Annotated in this window: 22 protein-coding genes and 1 pseudogene; 8 read left to right on the plus strand and 15 right to left on the minus strand. The window is 68.6% G+C overall.

Annotated features, from left to right (window positions below; all coding sequences use genetic code 11):
• Nucleotide 1: 1 nt before the first annotated feature.
• Both LZ009_RS09885 and LZ009_RS09890 read right to left on the minus strand, forming a co-directional pair.
• A complete protein-coding gene (locus LZ009_RS09885) occupies nucleotides 2–2,377 on the minus strand; it encodes a xanthine dehydrogenase family protein molybdopterin-binding subunit (protein ID WP_275697738.1) in 2,376 nt (791 codons plus the stop codon).
• A 10-nt stretch (nucleotides 2,378–2,387) separates the two neighbouring features.
• Nucleotides 2,388–2,861 carry a (2Fe-2S)-binding protein gene (locus LZ009_RS09890; RefSeq protein WP_275697739.1) on the minus strand — a complete coding sequence of 158 codons (474 nt, stop codon included), beginning with the start codon at nucleotides 2,859–2,861 and terminating at the stop codon, nucleotides 2,388–2,390.
• A 173-nt stretch (nucleotides 2,862–3,034) separates the two neighbouring features.
• On the opposite strand from LZ009_RS09890, the gene LZ009_RS09895 reads away from it, so the two are divergent.
• Nucleotides 3,035–4,162, plus strand: coding sequence for a sigma-54-dependent Fis family transcriptional regulator (locus LZ009_RS09895; RefSeq protein ID WP_275697740.1), 1,128 nt, complete (start codon nucleotides 3,035–3,037; stop codon nucleotides 4,160–4,162).
• Between the two features lie 166 nt (nucleotides 4,163–4,328).
• Nucleotides 4,329–4,850, plus strand: coding sequence for a hypothetical protein (locus LZ009_RS09900; RefSeq protein WP_275697741.1), 522 nt, complete (start codon nucleotides 4,329–4,331; stop codon nucleotides 4,848–4,850).
• Between the two features lie 6 nt (nucleotides 4,851–4,856).
• Here the strand turns inward: LZ009_RS09900 and LZ009_RS09905 are convergent, their stop codons facing one another.
• Nucleotides 4,857–5,600: a TOBE domain-containing protein gene (locus LZ009_RS09905; RefSeq protein ID WP_275697742.1), complete on the minus strand. Its 744-nt coding sequence runs from the start codon at nucleotides 5,598–5,600 to the stop codon at nucleotides 4,857–4,859.
• Between the two features lie 81 nt (nucleotides 5,601–5,681).
• On the opposite strand from LZ009_RS09905, the gene modA reads away from it, so the two are divergent.
• The 4 genes from modA to LZ009_RS09925 all read left to right on the plus strand — a co-directional run bounded on the left by modA (nucleotide 5,682) and on the right by LZ009_RS09925 (nucleotide 9,109).
• A complete protein-coding gene (modA, locus tag LZ009_RS09910; protein ID WP_275697743.1) occupies nucleotides 5,682–6,407 on the plus strand; it encodes a molybdate ABC transporter substrate-binding protein in 726 nt (241 codons plus the stop codon).
• Nucleotides 6,404–7,087, plus strand: a complete 684-nt coding sequence (gene modB / locus LZ009_RS09915) for a molybdate ABC transporter permease subunit (RefSeq protein ID WP_275697744.1) — start codon at nucleotides 6,404–6,406, stop codon at nucleotides 7,085–7,087. The genes modA and modB overlap by 4 nt, the downstream gene beginning before the upstream one ends.
• Nucleotides 7,084–8,157, plus strand: a complete 1,074-nt coding sequence (gene modC, locus LZ009_RS09920; RefSeq protein ID WP_275697745.1) for a molybdenum ABC transporter ATP-binding protein — start codon at nucleotides 7,084–7,086, stop codon at nucleotides 8,155–8,157. The genes modB and modC overlap by 4 nt, the downstream gene beginning before the upstream one ends.
• Before the next feature lie 130 nt (nucleotides 8,158–8,287).
• Nucleotides 8,288–9,109 (plus strand): isocitrate lyase/PEP mutase family protein, encoded by an 822-nt coding sequence (locus LZ009_RS09925; protein WP_275697746.1) that lies wholly within the window; start codon nucleotides 8,288–8,290, stop codon nucleotides 9,107–9,109.
• 35 nt (nucleotides 9,110–9,144) lie between these two features.
• On the opposite strand, the gene LZ009_RS09930 is transcribed toward LZ009_RS09925, so the two are convergent.
• The 3 genes from LZ009_RS09930 to LZ009_RS09940 form a co-directional block, all read right to left on the minus strand.
• The gene (locus LZ009_RS09930; protein WP_275697747.1) at nucleotides 9,145–9,585 is read right to left on the minus strand and encodes a DUF7673 family protein; all 441 of its coding nucleotides are present in this window, start codon (nucleotides 9,583–9,585) and stop codon (nucleotides 9,145–9,147) included.
• Between the two features lie 102 nt (nucleotides 9,586–9,687).
• On the minus strand, nucleotides 9,688–10,281 hold the full coding sequence (locus LZ009_RS09935; protein WP_275697748.1) for a 2-hydroxychromene-2-carboxylate isomerase: 594 nt from the start codon (nucleotides 10,279–10,281) through the stop codon (nucleotides 9,688–9,690).
• A gap of 121 nt (nucleotides 10,282–10,402) precedes the next feature.
• Nucleotides 10,403–10,735 carry a hypothetical protein gene (locus tag LZ009_RS09940; protein WP_275697749.1) on the minus strand — a complete coding sequence of 111 codons (333 nt, stop codon included), beginning with the start codon at nucleotides 10,733–10,735 and terminating at the stop codon, nucleotides 10,403–10,405.
• A 306-nt stretch (nucleotides 10,736–11,041) separates the two neighbouring features.
• Between LZ009_RS09940 and LZ009_RS09945 the strand changes: the two are divergent.
• Nucleotides 11,042–11,862 (plus strand): annotated as a pseudogene (locus LZ009_RS09945) (IS110 family RNA-guided transposase); the annotation flags it as partial.
• 12 nt (nucleotides 11,863–11,874) lie between these two features.
• Nucleotides 11,875–12,096 carry a hypothetical protein gene (locus LZ009_RS24360; RefSeq protein ID WP_430300257.1) on the plus strand — a complete coding sequence of 74 codons (222 nt, stop codon included), beginning with the start codon at nucleotides 11,875–11,877 and terminating at the stop codon, nucleotides 12,094–12,096.
• Nucleotides 12,097–12,380: 284 nt separating this feature from the next.
• Here the strand turns inward: LZ009_RS24360 and LZ009_RS09950 are convergent, their stop codons facing one another.
• The 9 genes from LZ009_RS09950 to LZ009_RS09990 form a co-directional block, all read right to left on the minus strand.
• A complete protein-coding gene (locus tag LZ009_RS09950) occupies nucleotides 12,381–13,910 on the minus strand; it encodes a TIR domain-containing protein (RefSeq protein WP_275697750.1) in 1,530 nt (509 codons plus the stop codon).
• A 152-nt stretch (nucleotides 13,911–14,062) separates the two neighbouring features.
• Nucleotides 14,063–14,704, minus strand: a complete 642-nt coding sequence (locus tag LZ009_RS09955) for a hypothetical protein (protein WP_275697751.1) — start codon at nucleotides 14,702–14,704, stop codon at nucleotides 14,063–14,065.
• Between the two features lie 273 nt (nucleotides 14,705–14,977).
• Nucleotides 14,978–15,889, minus strand: coding sequence for a pseudouridine-5'-phosphate glycosidase (locus LZ009_RS09960; protein ID WP_275697752.1), 912 nt, complete (start codon nucleotides 15,887–15,889; stop codon nucleotides 14,978–14,980).
• Nucleotides 15,886–18,108, minus strand: coding sequence for a patatin-like phospholipase family protein (locus tag LZ009_RS09965; protein ID WP_275697753.1), 2,223 nt, complete (start codon nucleotides 18,106–18,108; stop codon nucleotides 15,886–15,888). Before LZ009_RS09965 ends, LZ009_RS09960 begins: the two co-directional genes overlap by 4 nt.
• 70 nt (nucleotides 18,109–18,178) lie before the next feature.
• Nucleotides 18,179–19,435 (minus strand): DEAD/DEAH box helicase, encoded by a 1,257-nt coding sequence (locus LZ009_RS09970; RefSeq protein ID WP_275697754.1) that lies wholly within the window; start codon nucleotides 19,433–19,435, stop codon nucleotides 18,179–18,181.
• Nucleotides 19,432–19,659 carry a hypothetical protein gene (locus LZ009_RS09975; protein WP_275697755.1) on the minus strand — a complete coding sequence of 76 codons (228 nt, stop codon included), beginning with the start codon at nucleotides 19,657–19,659 and terminating at the stop codon, nucleotides 19,432–19,434. Before LZ009_RS09975 ends, LZ009_RS09970 begins: the two co-directional genes overlap by 4 nt.
• A gap of 61 nt (nucleotides 19,660–19,720) precedes the next feature.
• A complete protein-coding gene (locus LZ009_RS09980) occupies nucleotides 19,721–20,230 on the minus strand; it encodes a hypothetical protein (protein ID WP_275697756.1) in 510 nt (169 codons plus the stop codon).
• 97 nt (nucleotides 20,231–20,327) lie between these two features.
• Entirely contained in the window at nucleotides 20,328–22,112 is a 1,785-nt protein-coding gene (locus LZ009_RS09985; protein ID WP_275697757.1) for a DUF885 domain-containing protein, read from the minus strand.
• Nucleotide 22,113: 1 nt separating this feature from the next.
• Entirely contained in the window at nucleotides 22,114–24,816 is a 2,703-nt protein-coding gene (locus LZ009_RS09990; protein ID WP_275697758.1) for a hybrid sensor histidine kinase/response regulator, read from the minus strand.
• Nucleotides 24,817–24,845 lie beyond the last annotated feature (29 nt).

The raw sequence follows: 24,845 nt of genomic DNA on the forward strand, positions 1-24,845 counted from the left end.
CTCAGGGCCGGGCCGCCTGGATGGCTTCCCAGACGCGCGACGGCGAGGCCGGCATGTCCAGGTCCGTCACGCCGGAGCCGCGCAAGGCGTCCAGCACCGCATTGATCACCGCCGGCGGCGAGCCGATGGCGCCGGCCTCGCCGCAGCCCTTGGTGCCCAGCGGATTGTGGGTGCAAGGTGTGCAGACCGTGTCCAGCGTGAACTTCGGCAGGTCGTCGGCGCGCGGCAACGCGTAGTCCATCAGCGAACCGGTCAAGAGCTGGCCGGTGGCCTTGTCGTAAACGCAGTTCTCCAGCAGCGCCTGGCCGATGCCTTGCACCAGCCCGCCGTGCACCTGGCCCTCGACGATCATCGGGTTGATGATGGTGCCGAAGTCGTCCACCGCGGTGAAACGGTCCACCTTCACAACGCCGGTCGCCGGATCGACCTCCACCTCGCAGATGTAGGTGCCGGCCGGGAAGGTGAAGTTGGTGGGGTCGTAGAAGGCCGTCTCGTTCAGGCCCGGCTCCAGCTTGTCCAGCGGGTAGTTGTGCGGCACGTAGGCCGTCAGCGCCACCTGGCCGAAGGTCACCTTCTTGTCGGTGCCCTTGATCTGGAACTCGCCGTTGGCGAACTCCACGTCGCCCTCGCCCGCTTCCATCAGGTGCGCCGCGATCTTCTTGGCCTTGGTCTCGATCTTGTCCAGCGCCTTCATGATCGCCGCGCCGCCGACGCTGATCGAGCGCGAGCCGTAGGTGCCCATGCCGAACGGTACGCGTCCCGTGTCACCGTGCACGACGTCGACGTTCTCGACCGGGATGCCCAGGCGCGCCGCCACCACCTGCGCGAAGGTGGTCTCGTGGCCCTGGCCGTGGCTGTGCGAGCCGGTGAACACCGTCACGCTGCCGGTGGGATGCACGCGGATCTCGCCGCACTCGAACAGGCCGGCCCGCGCGCCCAGCGCGCCCGCGATGTTCGACGGCGCAATGCCGCAGGCCTCGATGTAGCTGCTGTAGCCGATGCCACGCTTGAGCCCCTTCGCTTCGCTGGCCTTGCGGCGCGCGTCGAAGTTCTTCACGTCGGCCAGCGCATTCGCCTTGTGCATCGCCCCGACGTAATCGCCGGTGTCGTACTGCAGCGCGACCGGCGTCTGGTAGGGGAAGGCCGTGATCATGTTGCGCTCGCGGATCTCGTCCTGCGGGATGCCCAGTTCCCAGGCGCAGCGCGTTACCAGGCGCTCCAGCATGTAGGTGGCTTCGGGCCGTCCGGCGCCGCGGTAGGCGTCCACCGGCGCGGTGTTGGTGAACCACGCATCGACCTCGACGTGGATCTGCGGCGTCTTGTACTGGCCGGCCAGCAGCGTGGCGTAGAGGATGGTCGGCACCGCCGTCGAGAAGGTCGACAGGTAGGCGCCGAGGTTGGCGTCGGTGTGCACGCGCAGCGCCAGGAAGCGGCCCTGGCTGTCGAGCGCCATCTCGGCATGCGTCACGTGGTCGCGCCCGTGCGCGTCGGACAGGAAGGCCTCGCTGCGGTCGGCCGTCCACTTCACCGCGCAATTGAGCTGCTTGGCCGCCCAGGTCAGCGCGACGTCTTCCGCATAGAGGAAGATCTTGGAGCCGAAGCCGCCGCCCACGTCCGGTGCGATCACGCGCACCTTGTGCTCGGGCAGGCCCAGCACGAAGGCCGTCATCAGCAGGCGCTCGACGTGCGGGTTCTGGTTGGCCACGTAGAGTGTGTATTCGTCGCTCGCGCGGTTGAAGCTCCCGATGGCCGCGCGCGGCTCCATCGCGTTGGGCACCAGGCGGTTGTTGACGAGGTCCAGCTTCGTCACGTGGTGCGCCTTGGCGAAGATCGCATCGACCGCCGCCTTGTCGCCGATCGCCCACTTGTAGCAGTGGTTGTCGGGCGCGGCGTCGTGCAGCGCGCTGGCCTTGGCCGCATCGCGCACGTCGACGACCGCGGGCAGCACGTCGTACACGACATCCACCGCTTCGGCCGCGTTGCGCGCCTGCTCGATGGTGTCCGCCACGACCATGGCCACGTGGTCGCCGACGTAGCGCACCTTGCCTTGCGCCAGGATCGGGTGCGGCGGCTCCTTCATCGGCTGGCCGTCGGTGCTGGTGATCAGCCAGCCGCAGGGCAGCCCGCCCATCTTGCCCTCCACGTCCTTGCCGGTGAAGACCCGGGCCACGCCGGGCATGGCCTCGGCGCGCGCGACGTCGATGCTTCGGATGGCCGCATGCGCATGCGGCGAGCGCACGAACACGGCATAGCGCTGGTTCGGCAGGTTGATGTCGTCGGTGTACTGGCCGCTGCCGGTGAGGAAGCGGTAGTCTTCCTTGCGCCGCACGGACTCGCCGATGTGCGGCAGCGTCGCGAAGTTTTCCTTGGCACCCATGGCGCGCTCCTCAGGCCTTGCCGGCCATGGCGGCGGCGCCCTGCTGCACCGCCTTGACGATGTTCTGGTAGCCCGTGCAGCGGCACAGGTTGCCATCGAGCTGCTCGCGGATCTGGGTTTCGCTTGCCCCCGGGTGGCGCTTGCACAGGTCGACCGCGCTCATCACCATGCCCGGCGTGCAGAAGCCGCATTGCAGGCCGTGGCACTCCTTGAAGGCCGCCTGCATCGGGTGCAGCGTGCCGTCGGCGGCCGCGAGGCCTTCGATGGTGGTGATTTCCGCGCCGGGGTGCTGCACCGCCAGCGTGTTGCACGCCTTGATGGCGCGGCCGTTGACCAGCACCGTGCAGGCGCCGCACTGCGCGGTGTCGCAGCCGACGTGCGTGCCGGTGAGCCGCAGGTTCTCGCGCAGCGCGGTGACCAGCAGCGTGTTGGGCGCGACGTCCACCGACGACGCCTTGCCGTTGACCTTGAGTTGAACCAGCATGTCTCTTGTCTCCTTCGGGGCACTGCGGGACAACGATTGTTGAACTCGGCCCTAGGCACCTCCCTAGGCGAAACCCTAAGCGCGCAAGGGCCGTGCCGGGAAATTCTCAAAATGGAACAATGGCCGGGTTGGCCGTCCCTACACTCCCGTCGAGACGCCAGCCAGGAGCGCCGATGAACGTGCCCGAGACAAGCACCGCACACAGCCGATTGCTGCAGATCGCCCGCGCCCGCCAGGCCGTGATGCAGGAGGGCGGCTCCATGACGGACATGCTCGTCCATGGCTGGTACGAAGGCGCGTGGATCGAGCGCTCGTGGCGCCGCTGCCTGCAATCGGGCCAGCGGCCCGGCGACTCCGTCGGCTTCGACGTCCTGCCCGCCCAGGCCTTCCGCCGCGTCGAAGAGGCCAACCACCAGCTGGTGACGGCGGCGCGGCCGGTGCTGGAGCAGCTCGGCCGTGCGATCGCCAGCACGCGCTACTTCGCCATCCTCACCAACCAGGACGGCGTGGTGGTCGACGCCCACGGCCCCATCGACCGCAGCGACCCGCGCGCCGCCCTCATCACGCGCGTCGGCGTCGACCTGTCCGAGCGCAGCGTGGGCACCACCGCCATCGGCGCCGCACTCGCGGAACTGCAGCCGGTGTGGCTGCACCGCGGCGAGCACTTCTACGAGCAGACCAGCTGCTACAGCTGCGCCGGCGCGCCGCTGTTCGGGCCCGACGGCGCCTGCGTCGGCATGCTGGACCTCACGGGCATCGACGCCGCCGAACGGCCGGAGCTGAAGCACCTGGTGGTGCAGTCCGCGCGCAGCATCGAGAACGCGTTGACGCTGGCCCGCCCGCACAACCTGGTGTTGCGCCTGAACTGGCCGGGCCGCCTGCTGGGCGACGACGACGACGGCATCGTCTGCCTCGATGGCGAAGGCTGGGTGACCGGCAGCAATGCTGCGGCGCGGCAAATGGTGAGCGGCCTGGCGGGCAACCCGGCGGGGCCGGTCCATTGCAGCGAACTCTTCGCCCAGCCCTGGGAGCCGCTGTACGACCTGGCGCGCTGCGTCGAACAGGCGCCGATGGAGCTGCCGCTCTGGTCCGGCCTGCGCTTGCAGGCCCTGCCCCAGCTGGCCGGCGACGGCGCGGCCGCGGGCGCGCAGCGCGTGCCGCTGCGCGAGGTGGAAATCGCCATGATCCGCAAGGCCGTCAGCGAGGCCCGCGGCAACGTCATGGAGGCAGCCCGGTCCCTGGGTATCAGCCGCGCAACGGTTTACCGCAAGCTCTCGCAAAAAGCCCCGAAAACCCCTTGACTTCCGCCACGGCGGCCTAGAATGGCGCGCAATGCCCGACAGTGGCATGCCAACAAGAAGCCAGCTGGGAGCCCCACGTTCGAAGAACGCGCCGCAAGCCGCGGCGCCGGGAATCGCGCGTGATCAGAAAGGCTGCCGCCCACAAGGCGGCAAGAAGGCGGTACGGATGTTCGGTTTTCGAAAAATCATGGCGCGCGACGCGCGCCAGCGGCGGGAGGGCGAAAGCGACACCGAGGTCGACTCGGCGCCGCGTGGCCACAACCTGGAAGCCGAGTACGAAGCGTTGATCACCACGCAATGCGTGCGCTGGGGCATCGACGAAAAGAGCATCACCCTCGAAGTGCGGCGCCTGGGGCGCACCAACAGCGGCCTCGACATCTACGGCTGCATGATGCGCCTCACGCGCTGGCAGCGCGACTCCGCCCTGCGCGTGCTGCTGGGACTGCCGCTGCTCGAAGCCAAGATCCGCAAGATGGTGCGCAGCCTCTGGCTGGGCGAGGTCAGCCACTTCGGCGGCCTCTGGCTGCATGCGTCCGAGCAGCTCACGTCGACCGAGGCGATGGCGGAGCTGCGGCTGCTGATCCTGCAACTGACGCACGATCCGGAACCTGCGGGCGGCGTGCCGTCCGAGCCCTTCTCCAGTGTGCTGGGGACCCTGGGACCGGCGGACGAACCGCCGGCGCGCTAGCCGGCCCTACTCCCGCAGGGCGATCACCAGGGCCGCGGCCTCGACGCGGGCCACAGCGTGGCTGCCCACGCGCAGGCCGCTCGCGGCATCCGCGAAGCCGACCAGCTGCAAGCCGCCATCCAGCTGCATGGCCACTTCGCCGCCGGTGGCACGCGGTGCGCGCGTCACCGTTCCTTCCAGCAGGTTGGCGCCCGCTTCACCGCTGGCCGCGACCGTGACGGCCGTTGCCTTGCACAAGGCCAGCACATCGAGACCCCGTTGCAACCCCAGCAACTGCGCGCTTTCTCGCGTGATGCGCGACGTCAGGGCAGCGCCGCCGGCCAGCACCAGCACGACGTCGATGGCCCCGGCGCGCGGCCGCACGACCGCGACGCGCGCCGGCAAGTGGTTGCGCATGCTGGTGCGCAAGCCGATGCCCGCCAGCGACGGCCCCGGCTTGGCGAGGCGCTCCAGCACGGCGTCGCGCGCCTTGCCGAGTTCGTCGGCCGCCTGCAGCACCTGCTCGCCGGCCGCGGTCAGCCGGGCACCGCCGCCGCCGGCTCCACCCACCGCCCGCTCCACCAGCGCAGCGCCCGCCAGGTTGCTGAGCGTGTCCAGCGCCTGCCAGGCGGCCTTGTAGCTCACCCCCGCATCGCGCGCCGACTGCGAGATCGAGCCGACCGCGGCGACGCGGCGCAGGATCTCCAGCCGCTTGTCGGCGCTCTGGTGGCCGAGGGCGCCGGCGATCTCCAGGGGCGGCTTCTTGGGCATGGGCGCGATTGTGCCGCCGCCCCTATACTTTCGCTATTCCTTTTTTGAATAGCGAGGCGCTCCGTGGTCCGTGCCGCTGTCTTGTCCCTCCTGCTGGCGGCCGGCACCGCCGGGGCCGCGCAGGTGCAGGTCGCGGTGGCCGCCAACATGGCCGCGCCGATGCAGAAGATCGCCGCCGACTTCGCCCGGGCGAGCGGCCACGAAGCGGTGGTCGCGCTCGGCGCCACGGGCAAGTTCTACGCGCAGGTCCGAAGCGGCGCGCCGTTCGAGGTGCTGCTCGCGGCCGACGACGAGACGCCGGCCAGGCTGGAGCGCGAGGGCTTCACGGTGCCGGGCACGCGCTTCACCTATGCGACCGGGCGGCTCGCGCTCTGGAGCGCGGATCCGGCCGCCGTCGATGCGCAGGGCCGCGTGCTGCAGCGAGCGCCACAGGGCAAGCTCGCCATTGCCGATCCGCGCCTGGCCCCCTATGGCGCTGCCGCCATGGCAACGCTCGAGAAGCTCGGCGTGCTGGCGGCCTGGCAGCCGCACCTGGTGCAAGGCGAGAGCATCGGGCAGGCCTTCCAGTTCGTCGCGACGGGCAACGCGCCGCTCGGCTTCGTCGCGCTGTCGCAAGTGATGGTCGACGGCAAGCTTGCCAAGGGCTCCGCCTGGATCGTGCCGGCCCAATACCACGCGCCCTTGCGGCAGGACGCGGTGGTGCTGAAGCCGGGCGGGTCAAATCCCGCCGCCGCCGCATTCATCAACTATCTGCGGGGCAACGCTGCCCGCGCGACGCTGCGCGGCTACGGCTACGAGGTCCGGTGAGCTTCACGCGCGAAGACCTGCAGGCCCTCTGGCTCACCCTGAAGCTGGCGGGGACCACCACGCTGCTGCTGCTGGTGCTCGCGGCGCCGCTGGCCTGGTGGCTCGCGCAGACGCGCTCGCGCTGGCGCGGCCCGGTGTCCGCGGTCGTCGCCCTGCCCCTCGTGCTGCCGCCAACCGTGCTGGGCTTCTACCTGCTGGTCGCTTTCGGGCCGCAGGGCTGGGGCGGCCAGTTGACGCAAGGCCTGGGACTCGGACTCTTGCCTTTCACCTTCGGCGGGCTGCTGCTCGGCTCGATGCTCTATTCGCTGCCCTTCGCGGTGCAACCGCTGCAGCACGCCTTCGAGGCGGTGGGCAAGCGGCCGCTGGAAGTGGCGGCCACCTTGCGTGCGGGTCCCCTGGACACCTTCTTCCACGTGGTGCTGCCGCTCGCGCGCGGCGGCATCGTGCAGGCCTGCGTGCTGACCTTCGCGCACACGGTCGGCGAATTCGGCGTGGTGCTGATGATCGGCGGCAACATCCCCGAGCGCACCCGTGTCGTCTCCACCCAGATCTACGGGCACGTGGAAGCGATGGAGTACGCGCAGGCGCATGCGCTGTCGGCGGCCTTGCTGGTCTTCAGCTTCACGGTGCTGCTGGCCCTGGCGCTGGTGAACCGGCGCAGCACGCGGGTGTTCGGGTGAGCGCGCTCGCCTTGCAACTGCGGCTCGCGCGCGGCGGCTTCTTGCTGGATGTGGACCTGCAATTGCCGGCCAGCGGCATCACCGCGGTTTTCGGGCCTTCGGGCTCGGGCAAGACGACGCTCCTGCGCTGCGTGGCGGGGCTCGAACAGCCGGACCACGCACGCATCGTGGTCGATGGCGCGACCTGGCAGGACACGGCGCGCGGCATCCGGCTGCCGACGCACGAGCGGCCCTTGGGCTACGTGTTCCAGGAGGCGAGCCTGTTCGATCATCTCGACGTGGCGGGCAACCTCGCGTTCGGCCGCAGGCGGGCCGCAGCGGACGCGACAGCGCTCGAACCCCTCCTGGCGCTGCTCGGCATCGAGCACCTGCTGCGGCGCCGCCCGCACGAGTTGTCGGGCGGCGAGCGCCAGCGCGTGGCCATCGCGCGCGCCCTGGCGACGCAGCCGCGCATCCTGCTGCTGGACGAGCCGCTCGCATCGCTGGACCTCCAGCGCCGGCGCGAGATCCTGCCCTGGCTGGAGAAGCTGCGCGACGAATTGCGCATCCCCATGCTGTACGTGACGCACTCCGGCGACGAAGTGGCGCGGCTGGCGGATCACCTGGTGCTGCTGGAAGCCGGCCAGGTGCGCGCTTCCGGGCCGCTGGCGGAAACCGTGGCGCGCGTCGACTTGCCGGCCGTGGCCGGCGAAGAAGCCGGTGCGCTGCTGCACGGCACGCTGGTGGAACACGACACGCAGTGGCAGCTGGCGCTGGTGCGCTTCGACGGCGGCATGCTCTGGCTGCCCGACCCGGGCCTGCCGCTCGGTCACGCGGTGCGCGTGCGCGTGCTGGCGCGCGACGTCAGCCTGGCGCTGGCGCCGCCCGAGCGCAGCAGCATTCAGAACGTGCTGCCTTGCATCGTGCGCGCGATCGCACCAGGAGCGCATGGTTCGCAGGCGCTGGTGCAGCTGGAGTGCGGCGGCGTGCTGCTGCTGGCGCGCATCACGGCGCGGGCGGTGCATGGGCTGGGGCTGGAAGCGGGGATGCCGGTGTGGGCGCAGGTGAAGTCGGCGGCGCTGGTGGCGTGAGGGGAGCCGCGGTTCCTGCGTCACCACGGCCTACGGGGTCGCGTCGGTTCGGCGTTCGTAGGCCGTGGTGAGCGCGCAGCCGAACCGCGGCTCCCCCTGCGAACCGCGGCTCCCGCTGTATAACCCCGCCATGGACCTCGCCGCCCGCCGCAAACACTTCCGCCAGCTGCACGCCAGCGGCTGCTTCGTGATCCCCAACCCTTGGGACGTGGGCAGCGCCCGCTACCTGCAAGGCCTGGGCTTCCAGGCGCTGGCCACGACCAGCTCGGGCGCCGCCTGGAGCCGCGGCCAGCCCGATGGCGGCATGGGGCTCGAGGACACGCTGGCGCACTTGCGCGAGATGGTGGCGGCCACCGAGCTGCCGGTGAACGCCGACTTCGAGGCCGGCTTCGCGCCCGATGCCGCCGGCGTCGCGCGCAACGTGCGCGCCGCCATCGACACCGGCATCGCGGGCCTCTCGATCGAAGACTCCACCGGCGACGCGGCGCAGCCCTTGCGCGAGCTGGCGTCCGCCGTGGAGCGCATGCGCGCGGCCCGCGCCGCGATCGGCGAGAGCGGCGCCGACGTCCTGCTGGTCGGCCGCGCCGAAAACTTCTTTGCCGGCGTGCCGGACCTGGACGATGCGATCCGGCGCCTGCAGGCCTATGCGGAAGCCGGCGCCGACTGCCTGTACGCGCCCGGCATCCAGACGCGCGAGCAGATCGCCGCAGTGGTGGCCGCCGTGGCGCCGAAACCGGTCAACCTGCTGATCGGATCGGCCAGCCCGCTCATGCTGGACGACGTCGCTGCCCTCGGCGTGCGCCGCATCAGCGTCGGCGGCGCACTCGCGCGTTCCGCCTGGGGCGGCTTCCAGCGCGCCGCGCAACTGATCGCGAAGGAAGGCCGCTTCGATGGTTTCGCCGGCGCAGCCTCGGGCCAGGAGCTCAACGCTTTCTTCCGCGGATCCCGTTGACCCGTAGGGTGGGTTCGCGCCGGCGACCCCACCATTCAGGCTTTCGCCAAAGTCACCCTCCGCACCGCCCGCACCACGCGCGACGGCCCGCCCTCGACCTGCTCGGCCAGGTTGATGCGCCCGTAGCGAAAGGCATCGAGCACCGCCACCATGTCGTCGCCCACGGCCTGGTCCAGCCCGCGCAGCGTGACCAGGGGCAGCGACTGGTTGTTCCAGATCGCCGCGAGGAAGCAGACGATGTCACGGTGGTAGCGCGGATCGCGTTCCTCGGCCAGCCGCAGCAGCCGGTCGAAGGCGGCCAGCCCGAGCTCGGTGGCCTCGTGGGAGCGGATCTCCTCCATCATCAGGCGCGCGCGTTCCAGCACCGTGCCTTCGTGGTCGACGCGCAGGCGGTCGCCCTGCCCCACTACGCGCTGCATGCGCTGGATGCGCTCCATGCTGGCGTCATGCCGCCGCTGGCGTTCGGCTCTGCCCATGGAAGGCCTCCTTCGGGCGGCTGCCGGCGGGTGCGGGCGGCCTGCTGATTCGACTTTGTACTGCAACTCGGGAGCCAGGTTAAGGGGGGTTGCACGGTGGCCTCAGGCCGCGCGCAGCGCGCGCTCGATCGCGGCCTCCAGGCGGTCGTCACCCCAGAACAACTCGCCGTCCACCACGAAGCTGGGCGAGCCGAAGATGCCGCGCTCCAGCGCCCGCTCCGTCTGCTGCTTGAAGGCGTCCTTGATTTCCACCGACGCGGCCAGAGCCTGCACCCGCTGTGGGTCCTGCTTCGCGAACGCGAGCGCCGCCGCCAGGTTCTCGGCCGTTCCCATCAGGACGCCTTGCGTCCAGTGCAGGCGGAAAGCCTCTTCCGTGAAGGGCCTGCACCATCCTTCACGCGCGGCCAGCAACGCGACGCGGCCGATCGGCATCGAATTGAAGGGATAGACCTCCGGCCTGCGGTAAGGCAGGCCCAGCTCGCGCGCCCGCCGCTCGAGATCGGTCCACATGTACCGAGCGCGGGCCGAGCCTTCGGGGAAGGGCATGGGCAGGCGCTGCTCCTCGCGAACGGGATAGAGCCAGAAGGGCTGCCAGTCGATCGCCAGCCCCTTGGCGTCGGCGAGCTTGCCGATGCGGGCGACGGTCAGGTAGGAATAGGTGCTGGCGTACTCCAGCCACAACTCGATCTTGGCCATGGGCTACCTCCGTGCGGCCATCATGGTGCGGCCGCTGCGGTGCGGCGGCTTCAGAGCAAACCCTCAGGCGCCGATGAAGCGCGCTGAGCGCAAGACCGAAAGTCGGCCACACGTTGCGCGACTAGTGCGGATAGTCGTGCGCTTCGGTGATGTGGTGGTGGACCCGGCCCTCGAAGTGGCGGGCCAGGATAGCTTCGGTGGCCGCCTTCGCTGCAGCGCGGGCCGGGCTCGCCAGGGCGGTGTCCACCGCTGCGCGATCCGCATAGCTGATGGCAAGAATCAACGGGATCTCCGGGGCTCCGTCATCGCGCTCGTTGGCAAAGCAGACCCGCACGGCGAGAACGCCCGGAAACGCATTCCAGTGCGGGACGACCTCCACCAGGACCGCGGCGCGAAAGGCTTCCGTCTGCCCTTCCAGGATGCGGCCTTCGAACAGGGCGTAGCGGGTGATCATGAGGCGGGATCCGTCGGGGAGTGGCGTGGCCGGAATCAATGAGCCTAATGGGGATCAAGCGGGATAACAGGGTGGCGGGGCGACGGGTTGGAGCGGCAGGGAGCGGCGTGGGCGGCGCTTGTCAGGCCCTATTTCCATTCGCGATTGACTACTCTCGCCATTAGGTCAGAGTGTCAGCTTGATCGAGGCAAGCTCCACGCCCGTGTCGATCGAATACGAAGGGACTTCCCGCAATCGCGGTAGCGGCATCAAAGTGCCAAGATTGATTTTTGCGGTAGTCAATCTGAACCTTGAAAGGGGAAGTCCATGACCGAGATTACACGAGTGGGTGTGGACCTGGCAAAGCAAGTCATCCAGGTGCATGGCGTCGACGCGACGGAGGCGGTGGTCGTCGCACGCAGCATGAGCCGGCAGAAATTCGCCGCTTGGTGCGCTCAGTTGCCTGGAGGCTGCGTTGTCGCGATGGAAGCATGCTCGGGTGCGCACCACTGGGCCCGCCGACTTCAGCGACTGGGCTTGCAGCCGCGGCTGATCGCGCCGCACTTCGTCACGCCATACCGCATGGAAGGTAAAGGCGGCAAGAACGACGCAACCGATGCCGCCGCCATCTGCGAAGCAGCGTCCCGGCCCAAGATGCGATTTGTCGCCATCAAGAGCTGCGCGCAGCAAGGCGTGCTCTGCGTGCACCGGCTTCGTGAAGCCTACAAGGAGGAGCGCACCGCGTGCATCAACCGCATACGCGGCTTGCTCAGCGAGTTCGGCCTGGTGTTTCCGCTCGGTCCAGGCGCGCTGCGGGCGCAACTGGGCGACGCGCTGGAGGATGCCTCCAACGAGCTTCCTGGCTGTGCGCGCCTCGGATTGGACCGCGCGTTTGCGCATTGGCGCGCTCTGGACGCGGAGATCGCGTGGTGTGATGCACAGATCAGCGACCATGCCAAACAAGATGCCCAGGCGCAGCGCTTGATGCCAATCCGCGGCATCGGCCCCACCAGTGCGAGCGCCCTGGTCGCCTGCGTGGCTGATTTTCGCCAGTTCCGCAGCGCCGGCCAGTTCGCCGCCTGGCTGGGCTGGTGCCGCGGCAGAACTCCAGCGGTGGCAAGGCTTCACTGGGCGGCATCACCAAACGCGGCGAAGACTACTTGCGCACCTTGCTGATCCAGGGCGCCCGCTCCGTCGTGGGTACCGCGGCGCGTCGCAGCGACGCCGTGTCGCGATGGATCCTGCAGCTGCAGCAGCGCATCGGCTGGCAAAAGACGCTGGTGGCCGTGGCCAACAAGAATGCCCGCATCATCTGGGCCGTCCTGGTGCGAGAGCGACCGTATGACCCGCACTATGCCGGCGCACGAACTGCTTCGGCTTAGGGCATTCGACATATAGAACGATTGTCTCTTCAACTCAGGCGCGTAACGCAGATGCACCAAACAGGTCAGACCGGCAGCGAGTGAACTCGGCTAACAGGTAGCGGCCGCGACCGCGCCGATCGAATGGAGCCTCGCTGAGCGGTTGGTATGTGGGTCCGCACACTCCTGTGCAACAAGACCGTTTGTAGATGTGCAGTCTGAATCTGTTGCTGCTATGCCGTCAGGCGCCGACGAAGGAGAGGCTTGAACTAACGGGAAGTCCTTGTAGATCTGTTAGACCACACCTACTGTTCCGCCGTCAGTTTGGCCGTCAGCAAGTCAACGCAGTAAGCAATGTCATGATCCTTCAGAAAGACTTTGCCGAGTGTGTTCGCCAATCCAACCATTGGGACATCCTCGATGATGATCGGCAAGATGTACGCCTCGGGGCGCTTCGATCCTGCTGATTTTCCGATCTCGAACTCGAATCGCGTCCAATCCTTTTCGGGATACTTGGACGAGATGAAGATCACCATATAGAGCGCATCGTTCGCGTAAATGTCTGCGAGGCGCTTCTGCAGATCGACACCCCATAGTTGCGCCTGGTAGTTGAAGTCATAGAAGGGGAAGATTCCCTTCTCCTCCAGACCCTTCACGAAATTCAAGACTGTGGGGCGGTCTTCGCCTGCGAAAGAAACCGCGACATCCCATGGGTATTCGTCGTTCCGAATATGGATGCGTCGACGGACATCGTCCAAGTCCAACAGATTCAGGTAGAAGCGGAAGGTCGGATCCTCAATCGAAATCGATTTTCCCTTCCGATACATGATCACGTCATCGAGTTTGGAGTCCTTAATCACATCGCCAAGGTAGTTGAGGCAGTTGTAATAAGACGTCGATTTCTGATTCTTTTTCTTTGGATCTGTGATAGGCGCGACGATCGTGCGGTACAAGTACTCGGTTGGAATGTCCGATCGCTCGTCTTTGGCAATGGCAGCGACGATGTCGAAGTAGGTGTTGTGAACAGACTTTGCCTGAAGCTTCCCCTTTGAGAGCGCCACGATCTTGTCAAAGTACTTGTGCTCGAAGATGCGTAAGACCTCCTGTCTTATGTTGGCGAGCGACTCATCGATCTCCACTTCAGCGGCTTGCGTTCTCTCAATTCCGTTCTTGATGCATGCCGTGCGGCAAATCGCTTGCACCACTGAAGGAATGCCCTTAGACCCCGCGGCTGTCTCTTGAATGAAACGCTCAGAGAACCGCAGCCGCAGGTGGCCTGCACCTTGCACCATCAATTGGCGCACGAACTTCTCATCCTGCGTTCTCAGATCAAAGACGTCATTCCTGATACCCAGCTCCTTGTCGTTGCCTGCAAGGTCACGAGCGCTAGAGGCAATCCCAATCAGAACGAAGCGAACTGCCTTCTCATGCCAAAGCTTGAGGTCTTCAGACAGGCCATCCTTCACGCTCTCCGACAGATGGTGGAAGTCGTCGATGATGACCAATCGCTGAGAGGCAAGGTAAGGCGCGATTTCGTCGTAGGTCGGGTCCACTCCGACGATAGCGCCGAGCATCTCCAAGTAGTTCGTGTGGTGCTTGTATTCACGCCCGTTGATCAGCAATATCTCCGTGGGTTTGATGCCCAGATCTCGAAGAATCTTGTTGACCACCGTCGTCTTCCCGGAGCCAGATGCACCAGAAATCGTCACGTGCTTTCCCTTCGCCCGAAGCGCGGACTTGATGAAGGGGTACTCCTTCGGGTCAACATACGTATGCTCAGGAAAGGCCGCCTCGTTAAACACGGCTTCTAGGTCGAGCACCGGAGCTTCTTGCATTTTTCTTCTTCGGTTGTTGATTGACGACAGCGTCGGATTGTGCGGTCTAACGTGAAGGTGACCGGCGCGTTGCGGCAAGGGGCCGCACGGTGCACAATTTCCAACGGCACTGTGCGGCCCCTTGCCGCAACGTGTCCGAGTCGACCGATTTGTTAGAGCTCATTCACCACCTTCTTGGCGCCAACTTTCTCGCCCAGAATCTCGCGCCAATGATCTCGGCTGGCATAGTGTGAATGGTAGTAGGTCGGCTGCTCGCGGTCGAACTCCTTCAGCAATTCGTTGCGGACCGCCCTCCACAGTTCGAATGTGAGCTCCCGAAGTTTCGCGAGCTTCTCCTGGGTTGCGTTGGAGCCAAACCCGACCGCCAGCACCGCCGCGTGAATTTGCTTAATAGGCTCGAACGGGTACAGCCCCCGCTGTCCGTCGCGCTCACCGAGGTTCATGAACACACCTCGAATCTCGTCGATCGCGATACTCAGCCGCTGAAGGACTACGGCGTACTGCTCCTGAGTAGGATTGTGCAAGTACGTGTACTGATTCGCGACCTGAATAGTCTCAACCAGCTTCGACCACAGCGACCTCAACTGCTGCATGTAGCTACTTCTCCTTTGCAAGCAGTAGCCAAGCCAAGCTGCAGGTAACGCAATCAGGAGGGGCATGAGATCCTTGTACGTCGCGTACACCCACTGACCGTTGGTCTGATCTACGAGTCGAATAGAGACCGCGGCGATCACTGCAACTGCGTAGAAACCAATCACCCACTGAAACCGGATACGAAGGCTGTGCTTTGTCATCGGTGTCTCCTGTGACCTCTAACGTGATATAGAGCGCCAACCCGCCGCCAATTCCACACCTTCATGTAACCGCATCGAAAACACCGTCAACTCCTCCCCACTGCAAGGTTCCGATTTCTATCAGCTTTCCCCCGCCCCACCAATCCCCGTTACATAAACTGGAATCAAATCCGCCATGCGCGAGTTTCCACCCTCGGGCGAATCCGTAGACCGGCGTATCGCCCATGCGCGATCCCGCCTACCCTCGATGGGGGCACCCACGCAAGTTCGTCTTCACCCTCGCGCCAGCGCCAGCGCCAGCCGCGCCCCAACCTCCGCGTTGTGCTTCACCAGCGCAATATTGGTCGCCAGGCTGCGCCCGCCCGTCAGCGCCTTGATGCGCGCCAGCAGAAAGGGCGTGACCGCCTTGCCCACCACGCCCTGCGCCGCGGCTTCGTCCAGCGCCTGCCGCGTAATCCGATCGATCTCCTCGCGCGGCATCGCGGCGCCCTCGGGCACGGGCGTGCTCAGGACCACGCCGCCTTCCAGGCCCAGCTCCCACTTCGCGCGCAGGAACCCCGCCTGCTCGCGCGGATCGTCATAGCGGTAGTCGGCGCGAAAGCCGCTGTCGCGCGTGTAGAACGCGGCGAAGTTGTCCTGCTCGCAAGACAACACCGGCACGCCATGCGTCTCCAGGTATTCGAGCGTGAGTCCGATGTCCAACACCGACTTGGCGCCCGCGCACACCACGCACACAGACGTCTTCGCGAGCTCCTGCAGGTCGGCCGAGATGTCGAAGCTGGTCTCCGCGCCCCGGTGCACGCCGCCGATGCCGCCGGTGACGAACACCCGCATGCCCGCCAGGGCGGCGCAGATCATGGTGCCGGCGACCGTCGTGGCGCCGAGACCGCCGCCGGCCAGCACCGCCGGCAGGTCACGCCGGCTCACCTTCGCGGCTTCGCCGGAGCGACCGAGCAGTTCGAGTTCCTCGTCGGACAGGCCGATCCGGATGCGCCCGCCCATCACCGCGATGGTCGCGGGCTCGGCGCCCAGTCCGCGGATGACCGCTTCCACCTCGCGCGCGGTGCGCACGTTCTCGGGATACGGCATGCCGTGCGCGATGATGGTGGATTCCAGCGCGACGATCGCGCGGCCTTCGGCCTGCGCCGCGGCCACGGGCGCGCTGAAGGCGAGCCGGTCCTTCATGGCCGGCCCAGGAACAGGTAGAAGGCGTTGTAGCCGCGGGCCGCATGTCCGGCGGCCAGGTAGAGCGGGCCGATCGGCGTGTCCACGCCGAACAGCAGCGAGCCGGAATACAGCGTGCCCTGCTGGTTGCCGGGAACCAGCGGACGCCCCATGCGGCCGACCTCGAGCGAGCCTCCCACGTAGATTCCCTCCAGCAGCTGCCAACGTGCGACGCGATTGTAGTAAACGAGCCGCGCGAACCGCAGGTCCTCGCCGATCAGCGCGCCGGTGGGATAGCCCGATTGCTGCAGCATGCCGCCCCACTGGAACTGCCGCACCGGCGGCAGCGGATCGGAGCCGTAGCGCTGCCCCACCTTCACGCCCAGCTGGAAGGTGTGGTCGTCGAAGGACTTGACGTAGGTGCCGGCCAGTTCCAGTCGGGTGTAGTTGCCTTCGCTGCCCAGCTCCTTGCGTGCGGCAAGCACTTCGACGCTGCCGCCATAGCCCGCCCGGGGAAAGCTCACGCTGTCCAGCTGATCGACCAGCGCGCGCCAGGTCACGGCCCCCTCGTACTGGTAGCCGTCGGGCGCGGCAACGACCGGCAGGCCGGTGTCGAGCGACGTGCGCCAGCGCGAATACACGAGGCCCAGCCGGGTTTCACCGTAGCGGGTGAACTGCGCGCCGGCCTCCAACGCCACGGCGGTCGCACTGGTGTCGTAGCTGGCCACGCGCTGGTCGTTGCTGAAGACGTCGGTGGTGCGGCGTTCGTGCTCGATGCGCGGCACCACGAACAGGCCCGGGCCCTTCTGCAGCGGCTGGTGGAACTGCAGGCCCAGGCGGTTGGTGCGGCCCACCTGGGCGTCGGTGCGGAACTCGCCGCCCAGGTCGTTCAGCCAGGTCATGCGGTAGCTGGCCAGCAGGTTGAAGAAGGAGTCGCCCTTGAAGTCGGACGAGAGGCCCAGCCCCATGCGCAGGTAGTTCGGGCCCCAGGACTTCTCCGCGGCGTCGACCGCCAGCACGCGCTGGCCGGGCTCCTCGAGGAAGCGGTAGCCCACATGCTCGAAGTCGCCGGTGCCGTACACCCGCCGCATGTCGCGGTCCAGCACCTTCTGGTCGACGGGCTGCCCCACCTGGGTCTCCATCACCGCCAGCGCCGTGGCGGGGTTCACGCGCTGCAGGCCTTCGAAGCGGATCTCGTCCACGGTGGGCAGCGGCGTGCGGTCGATCGCGATGCGGCGCTGCTCCCAGGCCACGTAGGCCTCGGGCGGCAGCGCATAAGGCGCGAGCTGCGCGGCGACCGCCCGCGCCGCCGCTTCGCCCAGCGGCACTGGCACGTCGAGGTGGTCGAAGTCGGCAGCCGAGAATTCGCCCAGCAGCGGCAGGATCAGGATGTCGCGCGGGCCCAGGCTGGCCAGCGAGCGCTGCACGTTCTGCTCGGTGAGGATGCTCACCATCTGCGCGGTGACCCCGAGGATGGAATTCAGCGATTCGGCGCTGCCCAGCGGCGTGCCGAGGTTGACGGCGATCACCAGGTCCGCGCCCATCGCGCGCGCCACATCCACCGGCAGGTTGTTGGTAAGCCCGCCATCCACCAGCAGGTGGCCTTGCAGCCGCACCGGCTCGATCGCGCCCGGCACCGACATGCTGGCGCGCATGGCCGCGGGCAGGTCCCCTTGCGACAGCACCACCGGCTTGCCGGTGATCAGGTCGGTGGCGACGGCGCGAAACGGAATGGGCAGGCGGTCGAAGGTCTGGATGCCGCCGGCGCGGCTCAACTCACGCAGCACGCTTTCGAGTTGCACGCCCGAGACCAGGCCTCGCGGCAGGGCCAGTCCCTTGCTGCCCAGCCCCAGCTCGAACGGCGCGAGGTTGGTGGCGTCGTCGCGCTTGAGGTGGACGGAACGCTCCTCGCGCGGCGGCAGGTCCTTGAACAGCAGCCGGGTCGACATCTTGGAGAGCACCGCCTGCATGTCGTCGATGGGGGTGCCCGAGGCGTAGGCCGCGCCGACGATGGCGCCCATGCTGGTGCCGGTGACGCAATCTACCGGCACCCGCATCTCCTGCAGCACCTTGAGCACGCCGACGTGCGCCGCGCCGCGCGCGCCGCCGCCCGAAAGCACCAGGCAGATCTTGGGCCGCGCGCCCGCCTGCGGGGCCGCGGGCTGCGCCTGCGCGTGCCCCTCGCCGGCGAGGGTGAGCGCCGCGACAGCGGTAGCCAGCATCCAGGCGCGACAGGTCACGCAAGCATGTTCGTGCCTGGGTCGCGGCCGTCCTATTGGACAAAAGTCCCATAAACCCGGAGGCGATGCCTCAGGGTGGTGCGCCCTTGGCCGCGGCCGCCCGCAGCTTGTCCTTCTTGCTGGGGCGGCGCCCCTTGATGCCGCCGGTGCCGGCGTCGGCGCGCGGTGGCGCCTCCGTTTCGACGGGCTCGAAGCCGGGCACCTGCTCGCGCGGCAAGGCCAGGCCGTTGCGCTTTTCGATCAGCCGCAGGTGCGGCTCGGTGGCCGCGCTGGTGAAACTGATCGCCAGGCCGGCGGCGCCCGCGCGCCCCGTGCGTCCGATGCGATGCACGTAGTCGTCGGCGGAGCGCGGCAGGTCGTAGTTGACGACCACGTCGAGGCCCGCGATGTCGATGCCGCGGCCGGCCAGGTCGGTGGTGACCAGCACGGTCCACGCGCCTTCCTTGAAGCCGCGGAGCACGTCGGTGCGCCCGCCCTGGCTCAGCTCGCCGTGCAGGGCCGCGGCCTGCACGCCGCGCGCACGCAGCTTGGCGGCGACGTGCTCGGTCGCATGGCGCGTGGCGACGAAGACCAGCACGCGCGGCCACTTGCCTTCTTCGACCAGGTGGCGCAGCAGCTCGGTGCGGCGCGGCGCATCGACCGCGATCACGCGCTGGGTGATCTGCGGCTCCGAGCGCGCCTGCGTCGCCGCTTCGACCCGCACCGCGTCACGCAGCAGCGCATCGGCCAGCGCCTGCACCTCGGCGGGAAAGGTGGCGGAGAACAACAGGTTCTGCCGCTGCGCGGGCAAGGCGGCCAGCACGCGCTCGCGCTCGGCGGCGAAGCCCAGGTCCAGCAGGCGGTCGGCCTCGTCCAGCACCAGCGCCTCGACGATGTCCAGCCGCAGCGCGTTGCGTTCCATCAGGTCCAGCAGCCGGCCCGGCGTGGCGACGACGATGTCGGCGCCACCGCGCAGCGCCATCATCTGCGGATTCACCGACACGCCGCCGTGCAGGATGGACACCCTGGGCGGATGCGCGCTGGCGCCGCCCAGGCGGCGGAACACCTCGCCGACCTGCGTCGCCAGTTCGCGCGTAGGCACCAGCACGAGCACGCGCACGCGGCGGAAGGCGCGTTGCCGGCCTTCCGCGAGGCGCTGCAGCAGCGGCAGCACGAAGGCGGCCGTCTTGCCCGAGCCCGTGGGCGCGAGCCCCAGCAGGTCCTGGCCGCGCAGCAGCGGCGGGATCGCCTCGACCTGGATTGCCGAGGGCGCGAGGTAGCCGACTTCCTTGCACGCGTGCGCGAGCGCGGGCGCCAGCCCGAGCGATTCGAAGGTGGCCGCCGTCATGGCGAGCGGTGCAGACGCGGCGCGGACAACGCTTGCAGGCTTTCGGCGATCGCCTGGTCGACGTCGCGCCACTTGCCGCCGAGTTGCGCCGCAGCCAGCGCCTTTTCCAGCGCGCGCAGGTCACGCACGCTGGGCGCGACCTTGATCTGCGCGATGGCGGCGGCCGGGTTGCCGGCGCGCAGGACGGCCAGCACCTTGTCGGGCCAGGGAGAGGGGCGTGCCAATGCGGTCTTTCTTCAGGGCGGTGAAACCCGCATTGTCACCGCACGTGCTGCGCGGCGGGCGTCAACGGCGTCCGCCGCCGCCTCCGCCCCGGCCGCCACCGCCGCCGCCGCCACCCCAGCCGCCACCGCCACCCCCGCGGCCGGCGCCGGTGGCGGCCATGCCGCCGCCGCCACCGCCGGTCCAGCCTCTTCCGCCGTGGCCGCCATGGCCACCGTGGCCGCCATGGCCGCCATGGCCGCCATGACCGCCGTGGTAGTACCCGCCCCCCGAGCAGCACCAGATGCCGGTGGAGAGCCAGAACGCGTCGTACCAGTAGGCGCCGTAGTACGGGTAGGCATACGGATAGGTGTAGGCATACGGGTACACATAGGGATAAGCGTAGCCGTAGGGGTACGTGTAGGGATAGACATACTGGCCGGCGGGCGCGCTGCCGTCGGCCGTCTCCGTCACGGTGGAAGTCGTTCCTGCCTGGACCACGTTGGCGGGGTAGTAATACGGGTAGCCGTAGGGCGCGTACGCGCAGCCGCCCAGGCCCGCGCAAAGGGCCAGGGACAAGAGAACGGACTTCATGCGCTTCTCCAGGCGGCTTGCGACGGCGCCGCTGGGGTATTCATACGCCGGGCGCCGGGCGCACGCAAGGGGCCCTTGGGCCCGCGCCAGGTAAAGATCAGGCTGCGGCCAGCCATTCGTCAACTTTGGTTTCGAGCATGCGCAGCGGCATGCAGCCATCGCCGAGCACCTGCGCGTGGAAGGCGCGGATGTCGAAGCGCTCGCCCAGCTTCGCGCGCGCCTTGTCGCGCAGCGCCAGGATGCGCAGCTCGCCCACCTTGTACGCGGTTGCCTGCCCGGGCCACGCCATGTAGCGCTCGATCGCCCGGCGCGCATCGTCTTCGCTGGAACCGTCGTTCTCGCGCGAGTACGCAATCGCCTGCTCGCGGGTCCAGCCCTTGGCATGCAGTCCGGTATCGACCACCAGCCGCAGCGCACGCAGCATCTCCATCTGCAGGCGCCCCAGCCAGGCATTGGCGTCGTCGTACAGGCCGAGCTCGCCGCCCAGGCCTTCGGCATACAGCGCCCAGCCCTCGCCGTGCGCGTCCCACCAGGCGCCGCGGCGGAAGCTGCTGGTGGCGCTCTCCTGCTGCAGCGCGATCTGGTAGTGGTGGCCGGGCTGGCCTTCGTGCAGGAACAATGCCGCCATCTGCGTGGTGCGCGCCGTCTTCGCGTCGGTGAACGCGGCGAAGAAGACGCCGGGGCGCGACCCGTCGATCGAGGGCGGCACGTAATAGGAGGACGCGGTGTCGCGCTGCAGCGGGTCGACCGGCCGGATCTCCAGCCTGGCCTTGGGGGCGCGGGCGAACAGGCGCGGCAGGCCGGCCTGCACGCGCTCGTTGATGGCGCGGTAGGCGGCCATCACTTCGTCGTCGGTGCGGAAGGGCGTGAGCTCCTTGCGCGTGTCCAGCGACTGGAAGAAGGCCTGCAGGTCGCCGCGGAAGCCGAAGCGCTCCTTCACCTTCTCCATCTCGCCGCGGATGCGCGCCACTTCGCGCAGGCCCAGCGCGTGGATCTCCTCCGGCGTCATGTCGGTGGTGGTGAACGATCGCACCAGCAGCTCGTACCAGCCGGCGCCGCCGGGCAGCGCGCCAAAACCCGCCGTGGTGCGGGCGGCCGGCAGGTAGCGCTCGCGCATGAAGGTGCGCAGGCGGCCCACGGCCGGTGCCAGCTGTTCGCGCACCAAGGTCGTGTAGGCCTCGCGCAGCCGCGGGCGATCGGCCTCGGGCACGGTGGCGGGGAAGTTGCGCACGCCGGCCAGGTAAGGGCTCTGCAGCGGATCGGCCGGCAGCAGGCCATCGAGCTGCGGAAAAGTGCGTTCGACCAGCGCCCGCGGCAGCACGATGCCCGCGGCCATGCCCTCCTGCATGTTGGCAATGGCCTGGTCGATCCAGCCCGGTACGCCGCGCAGGCGCTGCAGGAAGTGCTCGTAGTGCAGCGTCGTCTTCATGGGCTGCGAGCCCTCGCCGCCCGCCCATTGCGCGAGCCGCACCGGCAGGCCGCCGGCGTGCGTCACGGGCATCAGGTGGTGCGGCACCGCCATCAGGGCGAGGCGATCTCGCGCATCCCAGGCCAGCAGGTCGCGCGTGATGCGGTCGTCGCGCGAGAAGCTGGCGCCGTCCATGGCCTGCAATCGCGCCAGGGTGCGCTCGTAGAAGGCGCGCTGGCGCGCACGGTGCGCCGGAGCGATCTCGATCTCGAAAGCCGCTTCGTAGGCGGGGTCGCCGGCGTTTTCGGTCGCCTCCAGCGGGAACAGCGCGAAGATGCCGCGGTAGTAGTCGTCGGCGATCTGCTGCACCGGCGTCGCGGCGGCTTGCGCCCAGGCGGCGGGGGCGGCAAGACTGGAAACGAGGGCCGCGTTGAACGCGCGGCGCGAAAGCGTGCTTGGGTTCATCTGGTTCATGTCAGGCGGACTCGACGCGCACCTTGCGCAGGTGCTCGCGCAGCGCGGCGATCCGGTGTTCGAGTTCTTCGGTGGCGGCATGCAGGGCGTCCTGCTCCACCACCCGGCTCTGGCGCGCGGCCCAGTGCAGGCCCATGGTCGCCAAGCCGCCGAAAGCGCGGTGCGCGAGGAACTGCACGTCTTCGCGGTCGCCGGCGGCCAGCGCGCGCGCCATGGCGTCGACGGTCTCGCGCTGCGAGCGCATGAAGCCGGGAAAGACCTCGAGCCACTCGGGGTCCACGATCACCACCTCGTCTTCGAGGCTGCTGGTGACGGTGGTGGGCCGATCCGCCGCTTGGCGTTCCTGCTGCTGCAGCTTGCCTTCGAGCTCGCGCAGGGTCATGAGCAGCGCTTCGCGGTTGACCGGCTTGACCAGGAAGCGGTCGGCGCCCGCGGCCAGCGCGCTCGCGGCCGAAGCCTCGTCGTCGTTGCCGGACAGCATCACGACGTGGCAGTGCGGCAGGTCCTGCTCCGCCTGGTACGCGCGCATCCACTGCACCGTCTCGATGCCGCTCTTGAACGGCATCTCCATGTCGATCAGCAGGTAGTGCGGCCAGCGCCGCGCCATGGCCTCGGTGGCGGCCTGGCCGTTCGCCGCGGTCTCCACGTCGAACGGCGGCGACGGCAGGAAGCGGCGCGTGATGAGCCGCGTGTATTCGTCGTCGTCCACCAGCAGCACGTCGCGCGGGGGGATGTCGTCGACCCAGCGCTCCACCGGCTGCTCGGCCAGCGCCGCGGGAGCCGGAAGCGGGGCGTCGCCCTTCAGGCGCGGCAGGGTCAGCGTGAGCGTGGTGCCTTGCGTGGCGCTGGTCTGCAGCGAGACGTCGCCGCGCTGCGCCCGGGCCATCAGCCGCGCGGAATACGTGCCCAGCCCGGTGCCGCCGCTCTTGCCGCTGGTCACGTACTTCTCGAAGAAGCGCTGCGCGATCGCTTGCGGCACCTCACCGGGGTTGTGCACGCGCAGCGCCACGGTCTCGCCCGGCTCCAGCGTCAGCAGCACGCGGTTACCCGGGCCGGCCGCTTCCACCGCGTTCTTCACCAGGTTGGCCAGGATCGAATAGCACAGGAGCTCTTCGCCGCGCACGTAGACCGGGACGGGCTCGCCCTGCAGCTGCAACGTGACCGAGTTCGCCTCGGCGTAGGAATGCAGGTCCACCAGCACGCGCGTGGCCACCTCGCGCAAGTCCACCGCCTGCGGCCGCAGGTCGTAGCTGCCCGTTTCCATCTTGAACAGGCCCAGCGACAGGTTGACCATCTCCAGCATCCGGAAGCCGGAGCGCTGCAGCACGCCCACCAGCTCGCGCTGCTCGGTGTTGAGCCGCGGGTCGTCGCGCAGCAGGCGGGTGGCGCCCAGGATGCTGTTCAAGGGGGTCTTCAGGTCGTGGCGCGACATGCGCTCCACGTCCTCGCGCAGGCGGGCGTTTTCCTCCAGCGAGCGGTTGCGCTCCTCGGCGTTCAGCGCCTCGCTCAGGCGCCGGCCGATCACTACGGCGGGCGACAGCATGAACAGCGCGAAACCGATCGGCGTGAACTTGCGGCCTGCGCCGATCGAGCCGATCAGCAGCAGGTCGAGCGCCAGCGCCACCACGATCGCCAGCATGCCGGCCAGCAGGATGCGCGCGTCGGCCGGCGTGCGCCGCCGCGCGCGCACGATCGCGGCCACCACGTACAGGCTCATGGCGACTGCGACGGCCTGGCCCGGGACGGCGGCGTGCGAGTACACGGCCGGAGGAAGCAGCACGACGGCGCAAGCCGCCACCGCCAGCGTGCCCACCACCCCCTGCGCCACCCGCTTGTGGATCTCGGCGGGGAACAGGCCGCGCAGCGTGAGGAAGAACAAGGCCATGGCCGCCACCCAGGTCAGGTACTCGGCACGCATGTAGGCGAACCAGGACACCTGCGCCGGCAGCGGCCGCAGGAACAGCCGCTCGCCGATCAGGTCGGTGTAGCAGGCCATCGCCAGGCAGAACAGCCCGAACACGAGCGGCACGCGCTCGCGCCGCCGCACCGCGTAGAAGATCAGCGCGATCACGCCCATGAACAGGTAGGCCGACAGCAGGAAGGCGTTGTAGATGATGCGCGACTCGCGCTGCTGCTCCAGCGCGTCGGGCGTGCCCAGCAGGATAGGCCGGACCATGCCGCCCGCCCGGTGGTCGAAGTTGGACTCGTGCAGCGTCAGCCGCAGCGGACAAGCGAAGGGCCGGGTGATCGGCGTGCGGTTGAATACGGCCGCCCAGCTCTGGTCCGCGGAGGGACCGGGAACGCCATGTTCGGCGACGAGGGTGCCGTTGATGAAGAGGCGGCCGGCCGTGCGCTGCGCCATGGCTTCGACGGCCAGCGCCTGGCCCGCGGGGCAATCGACCTGCAGCACGTAGCTGCCCCAGCCCGCGCCGCCCGGCGGCTTGCCGCCGGCAGCCAGGTCGTTCCACGCGGCCGGCACCGTGGCGAAAGCGCGCGTGGGCAGCTGGCTCCAGTTCGGATCCACGAACTGCTGCCAGGCAAAGCCCCACTCGCCCTGCAGCGGCAGCGGCTCCGCGGGCACGGCCGCCAGCGCCATCCGCCCTTGCACGGCCACGAGCGCCGCGCCCCCGGTGGGGGCGGCGTGGGCCAGCAGCGGCAGCAAGACGAAAAGCAGGGAGGCGAGGATCCGCCGGCCAAGCGACATGCCGCGAGTTTAGGGCCCGCGGCGGCTAC

This window comes from Ramlibacter paludis, from assembly GCF_022012305.1.
GTDB lineage: Bacteria > Pseudomonadota > Gammaproteobacteria > Burkholderiales > Burkholderiaceae_C > Ramlibacter > Ramlibacter paludis.